This is a genomic window from Klebsiella sp. CN_Kp073 (assembly GCF_040065495.2).
Classification (GTDB): domain Bacteria; phylum Pseudomonadota; class Gammaproteobacteria; order Enterobacterales; family Enterobacteriaceae; genus Klebsiella; species Klebsiella aerogenes.
On record NZ_CM198051.1, the window covers coordinates 4,389,745 to 4,402,514 of the forward strand.

The 12,770-nt window shown below is 59.5% G+C and carries 8 protein-coding genes; 6 read left to right on the plus strand and 2 right to left on the minus strand.

What is annotated here, in order from left to right; genetic code table 11:
- The first annotated feature begins 134 nt into the window (after window positions 1-134).
- From araB to rluA, 6 genes are all read left to right on the plus strand, one after another.
- Window positions 135-1,844, plus strand: a complete 1,710-nt coding sequence (gene araB / locus ABLV66_RS21195) for a ribulokinase (RefSeq protein ID WP_063447206.1) — start codon at window positions 135-137, stop codon at window positions 1,842-1,844.
- A 10-nt stretch (window positions 1,845-1,854) separates the two neighbouring features.
- Window positions 1,855-3,357 (plus strand): L-arabinose isomerase, encoded by a 1,503-nt coding sequence (gene araA / locus ABLV66_RS21200; protein ID WP_015368279.1) that lies wholly within the window; start codon window positions 1,855-1,857, stop codon window positions 3,355-3,357.
- A gap of 184 nt (window positions 3,358-3,541) precedes the next feature.
- Complete coding sequence (araD, locus tag ABLV66_RS21205) at window positions 3,542-4,237, plus strand: L-ribulose-5-phosphate 4-epimerase (protein WP_047078147.1); 696 nt, start codon at window positions 3,542-3,544, stop codon at window positions 4,235-4,237.
- Between the two features lie 79 nt (window positions 4,238-4,316).
- Window positions 4,317-6,674 (plus strand): DNA polymerase II, encoded by a 2,358-nt coding sequence (gene polB, locus ABLV66_RS21210; protein ID WP_348876878.1) that lies wholly within the window; start codon window positions 4,317-4,319, stop codon window positions 6,672-6,674.
- Between the two features lie 131 nt (window positions 6,675-6,805).
- On the plus strand, window positions 6,806-9,712 hold the full coding sequence (gene rapA / locus ABLV66_RS21215) for an RNA polymerase-associated protein RapA (protein ID WP_045376408.1): 2,907 nt from the start codon (window positions 6,806-6,808) through the stop codon (window positions 9,710-9,712).
- A 12-nt stretch (window positions 9,713-9,724) separates the two neighbouring features.
- Window positions 9,725-10,384 (plus strand): bifunctional tRNA pseudouridine(32) synthase/23S rRNA pseudouridine(746) synthase RluA, encoded by a 660-nt coding sequence (gene rluA, locus ABLV66_RS21220; protein WP_063413970.1) that lies wholly within the window; start codon window positions 9,725-9,727, stop codon window positions 10,382-10,384.
- A 62-nt stretch (window positions 10,385-10,446) separates the two neighbouring features.
- On the opposite strand, the gene citX is transcribed toward rluA, so the two are convergent.
- A complete protein-coding gene (gene citX / locus ABLV66_RS21225; RefSeq protein ID WP_015368283.1) occupies window positions 10,447-10,986 on the minus strand; it encodes a citrate lyase holo-[acyl-carrier protein] synthase in 540 nt (179 codons plus the stop codon).
- A gap of 169 nt (window positions 10,987-11,155) precedes the next feature.
- Complete coding sequence (locus ABLV66_RS21230) at window positions 11,156-12,520, minus strand: 2-hydroxycarboxylate transporter family protein (RefSeq protein WP_015368284.1); 1,365 nt, start codon at window positions 12,518-12,520, stop codon at window positions 11,156-11,158.
- Window positions 12,521-12,770 lie beyond the last annotated feature (250 nt).

Sequence of the window (12,770 nt, forward strand, 5' to 3'; positions counted from 1 at the left end):
TCGAATATTTGCACGGCGTCACACTTTGCGAGGTGACAGCAATATAGTCCATAAGATTAGCGAATACGGCCTGACGGATTTGGCCGGGGATATCTACTGTTGCTGCATGAATGATTTCAGCATGGAGTAACAAGATGGCAATTGCGATTGGCCTCGATTTTGGTAGTGACTCAGTACGCGCGCTGGCGGTGGAATGCGCTACCGGCGCGGAGCTGGCCGCGAGCGTAGAGTGGTATCCACGCTGGCAGGAAGGGCTGTTCTGCGATGGGCCGAATAACCGCTTCCGCCATCACCCGCGCGATTATATTGAATCGATGGAATCGGCGCTAAAAAGCGTCCTGGCGGCATTAAGCGCAGAACAACGAGCGATGGTGGTCGGTATCGGCGTCGACAGCACCGGTTCAACCCCGGCGCCGATTGATGCTGACGGTAACGTGCTGGCGCTGCGCGAAGAGTTCGCCGACAACCCGAACGCCATGTTCGTACTGTGGAAAGACCATACCGCGGTGGAAGAGGCGGAAGCCATCACCCGCCTGTGCCACACGCCGGGTAAAGAAGATTACTCGCGCTATATCGGCGGCATCTACTCCAGCGAATGGTTCTGGGCCAAGATCCTCCACGTCACTCGCGAAGATAGCGCCGTCGCGCAGGCCGCGGCATCGTGGATTGAGCTTTGTGACTGGGTGCCCGCCCTGCTTTCCGGCACCACCCGCCCGCAGGATATCCGCCGCGGTCGCTGCAGCGCCGGGCACAAATCGTTGTGGCACGAGAGCTGGGGCGGACTGCCGCCCGCCAGCTTCTTCGACGAACTCGACCCGATTATCAACCGCCACCTTGCCTGGCCGCTATTCCGCGACACCTGGACTGCGGATCTCCCCGTCGGCAACCTGACCGCCGAATGGGCGCAGCGCCTCGGCCTGCCGGAGACAGTGGTGATTTCCGGCGGCGCCTTCGATTGCCATATGGGCGCGGTCGGCGCCGGCGCACAGCCTAACGCATTGGTTAAAGTTATCGGCACCTCCACCTGCGACATCCTGATCGCCGATAAACAGAGCGTGGGCAACCGCACGGTGAAAGGTATCTGCGGCCAGGTGGACGGCAGCGTGGTGCCGGATTTCATCGGTATGGAGGCCGGTCAGTCCGCCTTCGGCGATATCTATGCCTGGTTTGGCCGTATCCTCGGCTGGCCGCTGGAACAGCTGGCCCAACAGCACCCTGAATTGCGCGAGCCAATCAAAGCCAGTCAAAAACAGCTGCTGCCTGCGCTCACCGAAGCCTGGGCCAATAATCCGTCCCTCGATCACCTGCCGGTGGTACTGGACTGGTTCAACGGCCGCCGCACGCCGAACGCCAACCAGCGGCTGAAAGGCGTTATTACCGATTTAAATCTGGCCACCGACGCCCCGGCGCTGTTTGGCGGGCTCATTGCCGCCACCGCCTTCGGCGCCCGCGCCATTATGGAGTGCTTCACCGATCAGGGCATTCCGGTCAATAACGTGATGGCGCTCGGCGGCATTGCGCGTAAGAACCAGGTCATCATGCAGGCCTGCTGCGACGTCCTGAACCGCCCGCTGCAGATTGTCGCCTCCGATCAGTGCTGCGCGTTGGGCGCCGCCATCTTCGCCGCCGTCGCCGCTGGCGTCTATCCGGATATCCCCGCCGCGCAGCGCAACATGGCAAGCGAGGTGGAAAACACCCTGCAGCCGCGCGCGCAGCAGGCGCAACGTTTCGAACAACTGTATCAGCGCTACCAGCAGTGGTCGGCTAGCGCGGAACAACACTATCTCCCTTCGGCTGCAAAGGCGGAAAACGCCCCGCAATCTCCGGCAGCGCTCACCCATTAAGGATACGAAAATGACGATTTTTGATAACTATGAAGTGTGGTTCGTAATTGGCAGCCAGCACCTGTATGGCCAGGAGACCCTACGCCAGGTGACGAAACATGCCGAACATGTGGTGAATAGCCTGAATGCGGAAGCAAAACTGCCGTGCAAGCTGGTGCTGAAACCGCTCGGCACCACGCCGGATGAAATCACGCATATTTGCCGCGACGCCAACTACGATGATAAATGCGCCGGATTAGTGGTCTGGCTGCATACCTTCTCACCGGCGAAAATGTGGATTAACGGCCTGACGCTCCTCAACAAGCCGCTGCTGCAATTCCATACCCAATTCAACGCCTCCCTGCCGTGGGACAGCATTGATATGGACTTTATGAACCTCAACCAGACCGCGCACGGCGGCCGCGAATTCGGCTTTATCGGCGCGCGCATGCGCCAGCAGCACAGCGTCGTCACCGGCCACTGGCAGGATAAAGAAGCGCACCAGCGCATCGGCGCGTGGATGCGTCAGGCGGTTTCGAAGCAGGATACCCGTCATCTGAAAGTGTGCCGCTTCGGCGATAACATGCGCGAAGTGGCGGTAACCGATGGCGATAAAGTGGCGGCGCAGATTAAGTTCGGCTTCTCGGTCAACACCTGGGCGGTCGGCGATCTGGTGCAGGTGGTGAATAGCATCAGCGACGGCGATATCAACGCGCTGGTCGATGAGTATGAAAGCAGCTACCGCCTGACGCCAGCGGCGCAGGTGCACGGCGATAAACGCCAGAACGTACTGGACGCCGCGCGCATCGAACTGGGGATGAAGCGCTTCCTTGAGCAAGGCGGTTTCCACGCCTTTACCACCACCTTTGAAGATCTTCACGGCCTGAAGCAGCTGCCGGGTCTCGCCGTACAGCGCCTGATGCAGCAGGGCTACGGCTTTGCCGGCGAAGGCGATTGGAAAACCGCCGCTCTGCTACGCATCATGAAAGTGATGTCGACCGGTCTGCAGGGCGGCACCTCTTTTATGGAGGATTACACCTATCACTTCGACAACGGCAACGATCTGGTGCTGGGCTCGCACATGCTGGAAGTGTGCCCGACTATCGCTACCGCCGAGAAACCGATCCTCGACGTCCAGCCGCTGGGAATTGGCGGTAAGGCCGATCCGGCGCGTCTGATCTTCAACACCCAAACCGGCCCGGCGATCGTCGCCAGCCTGATTGATTTAGGCGATCGCTTCCGCCTGCTGGTCAACACCATCGAAACCGTCGCGACGCCGCACGATCTGCCGAAGCTGCCGGTGGCCAACGCGCTGTGGCAGGCACAGCCGGATCTGCGTACCGCGTCGGAAGCCTGGATCATCGCCGGCGGCGCGCACCATACCGTCTTCAGCCATGCGCTAACCCTCGACGATATGCGCCAGTTTGCCGAGCTGCAGGATATTGAGCTGACCGTCATCGACAACGATACCCGCCTGCCGTCGTTCAAAGACGCGCTGCGCTGGAATGAAGTCTATTACGGTTCAAAACGCTAAGAGGCCGCCCCTCACCCTAACCCTCTCCCCAGCGGGGAGAGGGAACCGACCGAGCGCGGTGTCGCCTTTATCCCACTCCCTTTGGGAGAAGGAACCAACCGGCGCGGTGTCATCTTTCTCCCTCTCCCTTTGGGAGAGGGTCGGGGTGAGGGGAACCCAACTCACCTGCTATTCGGAGCACACTATGTTAGAAGATCTCAAACGCCAGGTGCTGGAGGCCAACTTAGCGCTACCGCAGCATAATCTGGTGACCTTAACCTGGGGCAACGTCAGCGCCGTCGATCGTGACAAAGGGGTATTGGTTATTAAACCCTCCGGCGTGGATTACGCAGTGATGACCGCTAACGACATGGTCGTCGTCAGTCTGGAGACCGGTGAAGTGGTGGAAGGCAACAAGAAGCCCTCTTCCGATACGCCGACCCATCGCCTGCTGTATCAGGCATTCCCGACGCTTGGCGGGATTGTGCATACCCATTCGCGCCACGCCACCATCTGGGCGCAGGCCGGGCAATCTATCCCGGCGACCGGCACCACCCACGCTGACTATTTTTATGGCCCGGTCCCCTGCACCCGGTTGATGACCGATGCGGAGATCAACGGCGAATATGAGTGGGAAACCGGCAACGTGATTGTCGAAACCTTCCGTCAGCAGGGCATCAACCCGGCGCAAATGCCCGGCGTGCTGGTGCATTCCCACGGCCCGTTCGCCTGGGGAAAAAATGCCGAAGACGCGGTGCATAATGCCATCGTGCTGGAGGAGATCGCCTATATGGGAATTTTCTGCCGCCAGCTGGCGCCGCAACTGCCTGCTATGCAGCAGACGCTGCTCGATAAACACTATCTGCGTAAACACGGGGCCAAAGCCTACTACGGCCAGTAATCACCCCTGTATAAAACCCCAGCACCTATCGTGAAACCAGGCTATAATCAGGCCTGGTTTTTTATCGTTGAGAGCACGCGTGACGCAGCCGCAAGCAGGATTTTTACTCACCCGCCACTGGCGGGATACCCCGCAGGGAACGGAACTGGCCTTCTGGCTGGCGACCGATAACGGCCCGCTGCAGGTCACGCTGCCGCCGCAGGAATCCGTCGCGTTTATCCCCGAAGCGCAGCGGCAGCAGGCTGAAAGCCTATTGCAAGGTGAAAACGGCTATCGCCTGTCCCCGCTTGCGTTAAAAGATTTCCACCGCCAGCCGGTTTTCGGCCTGTACTGCCGCGCCCATCGCCAGCTGATGCGGCTGGAAAAAAAGCTGCGTGAAAACGGCGTCACCGTTTACGAAGGCGATATCCGCCCGCCGGAGCGCTACCTGATGGAGCGCTTTATCACCGCCCCGGTCTGGGTGGAAGGCGAAACGCGCGGTTCGCAGTTGGTTAACGCGCGCATGAAACCTAATCCGGATTACCGCCCGCCGCTGAAATGGGTCTCGTTGGATATCGAAACCAGCCGCCACGGCGAGCTCTACTGCATCGGCCTGGAAGGCTGCGGCCAGCGGGTGGTCTACATGTTAGGCCCCGAGCCCGCTACGCCGCCGGATGTGGGCTTCAGCCTGGTCTATGTCGCCAGCCGCCCGCTGTTGCTGGAAAAGCTCAACGCCTGGTTTGCCGAACACGACCCCGACGTGCTGATCGGCTGGAACGTGGTGCAGTTCGATCTGCGGGTCCTGCAAAAACACGCCGAGCGCTACCGCATCCCGCTGCAGCTCGGCCGCGGCAATAGCGAGCTGGAGTGGCGCGAGCACGGTTTTAAGAACGGCGTCTTTTTCGCCCAGGCCAACGGCCGGCTGATTATCGACGGCATTGAAGCGCTAAAATCGGCGTTCTGGAACTTCTCCTCATTTTCACTCGAGGCCGTCGCCCGCGAACTGCTCGGCGAAGGTAAAGCTATCGACAACCCGTGGGATCGGATGGACGAAATCGATCGCCGTTTCCATGAAGATAAACCGGCGCTGGCCACCTATAACCTACAGGATTGCGAGCTGGTGACGCGGATCTTTCATAAGACAGAGATCATGCCGTTTCTGCTCGAACGGGCGACGGTCAACGGCCTGCCCGCCGATCGCCACGGCGGATCGGTCGCCGCCTTCAGCCATCTCTATTTCCCGCGCATGCACCGGCTGGGCTACGTGGCGCCGAATCTCGGCGAAGTTCCCCCGCAGGCCAGTCCCGGCGGCTACGTCATGGACTCCCGCCCCGGCCTGTATGACTCAGTGCTGGTGCTGGACTACAAAAGCCTGTATCCGTCGATCATCCGCACCTTTTTAATCGATCCGGTCGGTCTGGTTGAAGGGCTGGCACAGCCCGATGACCGCCACAGCACCGAAGGGTTTCTCGGCGCCCGCTTCTCGCGCGAAAAGCACTGCCTGCCAGGCATCGTCGGGCAGATCTGGCACGGCCGCGATGAAGCTAAGCGTCAGCATAATAAGCCGCTGTCGCAGGCGCTGAAGATCATCATGAACGCCTTTTACGGCGTGCTGGGGACCAGCGCCTGCCGCTTTTTCGATCCACGGCTGGCGTCGTCGATCACCATGCGCGGCCACGCGATCATGCGCCAGACCAAAGCGCTGATTGAAGCCCAGGGCTATGACGTTATCTACGGCGATACCGACTCCACCTTCGTCTGGCTCAAACGCCCGCATAGCGAAGCGCAGGCGGCGGAAATCGGCCGCAAACTTGTTGCCTATGTTAACGACTGGTGGGCGCAGGAAATGGGCAAAAGCCAGCTGACCAGCGCGCTGGAGCTGGAGTATGAAACCCACTTTTGCCGCTTTTTAATGCCGACGATCCGCGGCGCCGATACCGGCAGTAAAAAGCGTTATGCCGGAATGATTCAGGAGGGCGATGCCCAGCGCATGGTGTTCAAGGGGCTGGAGACGGTACGCACCGACTGGACGCCGCTGGCCCAGCAGTTTCAACAGGAGCTGTATCTGCGCATCTTCCGCCATCAGCCGTATCAGGATTATGTACGGGAGACTATCGCAAGACTAATGAACGGCGAGCTCGACGAGCAGCTGGTTTATCGCAAGCGCCTGCGCCGACCGCTGGCGGAGTACCAGCGTAACGTGCCGCCGCACGTGCGCGCCGCGAGGCTTGCCGATGAACACAACGCGAAGCTTGGGCGGGCGCAGCAGTATCAGCAGCGCGGCACCATTAAATACGTCTGGACTACCGGCGGCCCGGAGCCGGTGGATTACCAGCAGTCGCCGCTCGATTACGATCACTATCTGTCAAAGCAATTGCAGCCGGTGGCGGAAGGAATCCTTCCCTTCGTCAACGACGACTTTGCTACAATAGTGACAGGGCAACTGGGGCTATTTTGACAGGTGACTAACACCGCGGCATCCAGTACCATAGCGCCCTTTCCATTCCTGGACCCAATTTTGATTCCTCAGCGTAACTATGCTGAGGATGCACTATTGCCTGCAATTAAAGAACAAAGAGCCGAACACATATGCCTTTTACACTTGGTCAACGCTGGATTAGCGATACAGAGAGCGAACTAGGACTAGGGACAGTGGTAGCGCTGGATGCGCGCATGGTCACTCTCCTTTTCCCCGCCATCGGCGAAAACCGTCTGTACTCTCGCAACGATTCCCCAATTACCCGCGTGATGTTTAACCCGGGTGATACCATTACCAGCCACGAAGGCTGGCAGCTCCACGTTGACGAAGTAAATGAAGAGAATGGGCTGCTGTCCTACACCGGCACCCGCCTGGATACGCAAGAAGAACATGTTACCCTGCGCGAAGTCCTGCTCGACAGTAAGCTCGCCTTCAGCAAGCCGCAGGACCGCCTGTTCGCCGGGCAAATCGACCGGATGGACCGCTTTGCCCTGCGCTACCGCGCGCGTAAGTTCCAGAGCGAACAGTACCGCATGCCGTGGAGCGGCCTGCGCGGCCAGCGCACCAGCCTGATCCCGCATCAGTTGAACATCGCCCACGACGTGGGCCGTCGTCACGCGCCGCGCGTTCTGCTGGCCGATGAAGTGGGCTTAGGTAAAACCATCGAAGCCGGGATGATCCTGCACCAGCAGCTGCTCTCCGGCGCCGCCGAGCGCGTGCTGATCGTGGTCCCGGAAACCCTCCAGCACCAGTGGCTGGTGGAAATGCTGCGCCGCTTCAACCTGCGTTTCTCGCTGTTCGACGACGAACGCTACGCCGAAGCGCAGCACGACGCCTACAACCCGTTCGAAACCGAACAGCTGGTTATCTGCTCCTTAGACTTCGTGCGCCGCAGCAAGCAGCGCCTGGAGCACCTGTGCGACGCCGAATGGGACCTGATGGTGGTCGATGAAGCGCACCACCTGGTGTGGAGCGAAGAGGCGCCGAGCCGTGAATATCAGGCCATTGAACAGCTCGCCGAACGCGTGCCGGGGATTCTGTTGCTGACCGCGACGCCGGAACAGCTGGGCATGGAGAGCCACTTTGCGCGCCTGCGTCTGCTGGATCCAAACCGCTTCCACGATTTTGAACAGTTTGTTGAAGAACAGCAAAATTACCGTCCGGTCGCCGACGCCGTCGCCCTGCTGCTGGCAGGCAACAAGCTCAACGATAATGAACTCAATACCCTTGGCGATCTGATCGGCGAACAAGACATCGAGCCGCTGCTGCAAGCCGCTAACAGCGATCGTGAAGATGCTCAGGCCGCGCGCCAGGAGCTGGTTTCAATGCTGATGGACCGCCATGGCACCAGCCGGGTGCTGTTCCGTAACACCCGTAACGGCGTGAAAGGTTTCCCGAAACGCGAGCTGCACACTATTCGCCTGCCGCTGCCGACCCAGTACCAGACGGCTATCAAGGTCTCCGGTATTATGGGCGCGCGCAAAACCGCGGAAGAGCGCGCGCGCGACATGCTCTATCCGGAGCAGATCTATCAGGAGTTTGAAGGCGATACCGGCACCTGGTGGAACTTCGACCCGCGCGTCGAATGGCTGATGGGCTACCTGACCAGCCATCGCTCGCAGAAGGTACTGGTGATTTGCGCCAAAGCCGCCACCGCGCTGCAGCTGGAGCAGGTGCTGCGCGAGCGCGAAGGTATTCGCGCCGCGGTATTCCATGAAGGCATGTCGATTATCGAACGCGACCGCGCCGCAGCGTGGTTTGCCGAAGAAGACACCGGCGCGCAGGTGCTGCTGTGTTCCGAAATCGGCTCCGAAGGGCGTAACTTCCAGTTCGCCAGCAACCTGGTGATGTTCGACCTGCCGTTTAACCCGGATCTGCTGGAGCAGCGTATCGGCCGTCTCGACCGTATCGGCCAGGCGCACGATATCCAGATCCACGTGCCGTATCTGGAGAAAACCGCGCAGTCGGTGCTGGTGCGCTGGTATCACGAAGGCCTCGACGCCTTCGAACATACCTGCCCGACCGGCCGTACCGTCTACGATAGCGTTCACGACGACCTGATTAACTACCTTGCCGCGCCGGAATCCACCGATGGCTTCGACGATCTGATCAAATCCTGCCGCCAGCAGCATGAAGCGCTGAAAGCGCAGCTGGAACAGGGCCGCGACCGTCTGCTGGAGATCCACTCCAACGGCGGCGAAAAAGCGCAGGCTCTGGCTGAGAGCATCGAAGAGCAGGATGACGATACCAGCCTGATCGCCTTCTCGATGAACCTGTTCGATATCGTCGGCATCAACCAGGATGACCGCGGCGAAAACCTGATCGTCCTGACCCCGTCCGATCATATGCTGGTGCCGGATTTCCCGGGCCTGCCGGAAGATGGCTGCACCATCACCTTCGAGCGTGACGTGGCGCTGTCGCGTGAAGACGCGCAGTTCATCACCTGGGAACACCCGCTGATTCGCAACGGTCTGGATCTGATCCTCTCCGGCGATACCGGCAGCAGCACGATTTCGCTGCTGAAGAACAAGGCGCTGCCGGTCGGCACGCTGCTGCTGGAGCTTATCTACGTCGTCGAAGCGCAGGCGCCGAAGCAATTACAGCTTAACCGCTTCCTGCCGGCGACCCCGGTTCGCATGCTGCTGGATAAAAACGGCAACAACCTCGCCGCGCAGGTGGAGTTCGAAAGCTTCAACCGCCAGCTGAGCGCGGTCAACCGCCACACTGGTAGCAAGCTGGTCAATGCGGTGCAGCAGGACGTTCACGCGATTCTGCAACAGGGCGAAGCGCAGATCGCCAAAGCGGCGCAGGCGCTGATCGACGCGGCGCGTAACGAAGCCGATGATAAACTGACGGCGGAACTGTCGCGTCTCGAAGCGCTGAAGGCGGTGAACCCGAACATCCGTGACGACGAACTGGCGGCGATCGAAAGCAACCGCCAGCAGGTGATGGATGCGCTGGCGCAGGCCGGATGGCGTCTGGACGCGCTGCGTCTGATCGTCGTCACTCACCAGTAACGGAACGCGAAAATGGCGATGGAAAACTACAATCCGCCGCAGGATCCCTGGCTGGTGATTCTGTATCAGGATGAGCACATTATGGTGGTCAACAAGCCGAGCGGCTTGTTGTCCGTGCCCGGCAGGCTGGAAGAGCATAAGGATAGCGTGATGACGCGTATCCAGCGCGATTTCCCGCAGGCCGAATCGGTGCATCGCCTGGATATGGCCACCAGCGGCGTGATTGTGGTGGCGCTGAATAAGGCCGCCGAGCGTGAACTGAAGCGTCAGTTCCGCGAGCGCGAGCCGAAGAAGCAGTACATCGCCCGCGTCTGGGGCCATCCGCAGCCTGCGGAAGGTCTGGTGGATTTACCGCTGATTTGCGACTGGCCGAACCGGCCAAAGCAGAAGGTGTGTTATGAAACCGGCAAAGCGGCGCAAACCGAATATGAGGTGCTGGAGTACGCGGAGGACAACACCGCCCGCGTGCGCCTGAAGCCGATTACCGGGCGCTCGCATCAGCTTCGCGTGCATATGCTGGCGTTAGGGCATCCGATCCTCGGCGACCGCTTTTACGCCACGCCGGAGGCGCTGGCAATGGCCCCGCGCCTGCTGCTGCATGCCGAAACGTTAACCATCACTCATCCCGCCTACGGCAACGCGATGACCTTCCGCGCGCCGATCGACTTTTAAGTCATTACCCGGACGCCCCCGGTTGCGCTACGCCGCCGGGGAAATCTCTAACGCTAACGCGATTAATCGCGGGCAAACCACGCATCAATCATCTGTTCAACGCGAGCGACCACCAGCCCGGTGTCGTGACGACGGCTGCGCGCGCAGGCGTGGGCCGGCTCATCGCACAGCAGGCAGCGGCGCATCGCTTCGCCCTGCGCCTGGCGGCTAATCAGCCCCGCTTGCGGACAAATGACGTCGATATCCCACAGACGTCCCAGCGGATGATTCTGTTCCAGTTCGCTGCATAGCGCTTTGATCTCTTCCGCGGAGTGCTCAACGCACCACATCGCTTCCGGGCCGGTAGGGAGCCACAACACCTGGCGGTCGAGCGTTTTCCAACGCTGCTGCCACAAAAGTTGGTCACAGGCCTGCAGCGCAACACCCATCATATTGCGATAGCGAATACTGTCTTTTACCGCCCCTGGCGTTACCAGAGTGAGAGAAATGACCGGTTGTTGATAATGGTTGAGCCAGTCTTGTTGACGGGCTGCGCGCTGCTCTTTCGCCGCCAGCAGATTTTCCATGCTGACGCCCGCCCGGGCGGGAGTATGCACTGACATTCTTTCCTCTCCTTTAATGATCAAAAAGGCAGCTCGGGGCTGCCGTCGCTATCGCGGATAACGCCGCCTATTGTATCGCTAATTGCACAGAATTTAGGACGCAGGACAAAGAAATTTTCTTCGTCCTGCGGAGGGAAATGGCAGTTTTTGCTGTTAGCGCAGAACTAAATCACGATAAGAAATGACTTAAGAACAGCAGCCCTAACGACACATTAATCGCGCCGCCGATACGGGTAGCTATCTGAGCAAACGGCATCAGGTTCATACGGTTGCCGGAAGTCAGGATGGCGACGTCGCCGGTACCGCCCTGCCCACTCTGGCAACAGGAGACAATCGCCACATCGACCGGATGCATCCCCATTTTTTTACCAACGAAGAACCCGGTGGCCACCAGCGCCGAGACGGTGCAGACAATGACCAGCAGGTTGGTGAGCGTGAAGGCGTTTACCAGCTCCTGCCACGGGGTAATCGCCACGCCGACGGCAAACAGAATCGGATAAGTCACCGCGGTGCGGAAGAATTTATACACCACCTGCGAGCCCTCCTGCAGGCGCGGCGAAACCACATTCGCCAGCTTCAGCAGCACCGCGAGGAACAGCATGCCAACCGGCGCCGGCAGGCCAATCAATTTATGTCCGAGCATGCCCATCATATACAGCAGCACCGCCAGCAGCGCGCCGGAGGCCAGCGTCGCCACATCAGTTTTACCGCCAAATCCTTCGCTTTCGCTCAGGCTGCGGGTTTCATTACTGCGGTTCGGCATTAGCTGGCCTTCGCCGGTCAGATGCGGGAAGCGTTTGCCAAGCTGGTTCAGACAGCCAGCAATGACGATCGCCGTCAGGCTGCCCAGCATCACCATCGGCAGCACGCGTCCCAGCGCAACCCCCTGATCCATATGCATCAGCGCCGCATAGCCAATCGACAGCGGGATCGCCCCTTCGCCCACGCCGCCGGCCATAATCGGCAACACGATAAAGAAGAAGACCTGGAACGGATCCATTCCCAACAGGCTACCCACGCCGACGCCTACCAGCATGCCGACAACTTCGCCGCACAGCATCGGCAGGAAGATCTTAAGGAACCCCTGAATCAGCGTGGTGCGGTTCATGCTCATAATGCTGCCAACGATAATGCAGCAGATGTAGAGATAAAGAATATTGGTCGATTTATAGAATTTGGTGGTGGATTCAACCACCACATCCGGCAGCAGGCCGTAATGGACTAGCGCCGAAGGAATAAAGGTGGCGCAAATCGCCGCCGCGCCAAGCTTACCGAGTACCGGCAGACGCTTGCCGAACTCGCCGCAGGCAAAACCGAAGAAGGCCAGCGTCGCCACCATCACCACGATATCGCTCGGCAGCTTGCCGCCAAGGCAGTCCAGCGCGATAAGACCACCGGCCAGCAAAAATAGCGGCAGCGGGATAATCCCCACTTTCCAGCTATCCATCACGTGCCACCAGCGCTGCTTCAACGAGGCTTTCGGTTTGTTAATAGGTTCAAGGGTTGCAGAGAATGCGTTGTCTGTGGTGCTCATAAATTCAGCCCTGTAGTTATTATTCCTGTTCAGGGTAGAGGGGCTGGCACGGCGTTAATGTGAGAAAAGGCAGATTAAAAAAGAAGTTTTAATGGTCATTATGGTTTTTATGGTTTCTATACCCTAAATAATTCGAGTTGCAGGAAGGCGGCGACGCAGCGAATCCCCAGGAGCTTACTCCAGTAAGTGACTGGGGTGAGTGAGGACAAATTCGTCAGGAACGAATTTGAACGCAGTTCACTGCGCCCGT

What these genes read in the sequence shown, in the direction of transcription:
- rluA (WP_063413970.1), top strand. Translation starts at nt 9,725, where the DNA reads ATGGCGATGGAAAACTACAATCCGCCGCAGGATCCCTGGCTGGTGATT.
- araB (WP_063447206.1), top strand. Translation starts at nt 135, where the DNA reads ATGGCAATTGCGATTGGCCTCGATTTTGGTAGTGACTCAGTACGCGCG.
- ABLV66_RS21230 (WP_015368284.1), bottom strand. Translation starts at nt 12,520, where the DNA reads ATGAGCACCACAGACAACGCATTCTCTGCAACCCTTGAACCTATTAAC.
- araA (WP_015368279.1), top strand. Translation starts at nt 1,855, where the DNA reads ATGACGATTTTTGATAACTATGAAGTGTGGTTCGTAATTGGCAGCCAG.
- citX (WP_015368283.1), bottom strand. Translation starts at nt 10,986, where the DNA reads ATGTCAGTGCATACTCCCGCCCGGGCGGGCGTCAGCATGGAAAATCTG.
- araD (WP_047078147.1), top strand. Translation starts at nt 3,542, where the DNA reads ATGTTAGAAGATCTCAAACGCCAGGTGCTGGAGGCCAACTTAGCGCTA.
- rapA (WP_045376408.1), top strand. Translation starts at nt 6,806, where the DNA reads ATGCCTTTTACACTTGGTCAACGCTGGATTAGCGATACAGAGAGCGAA.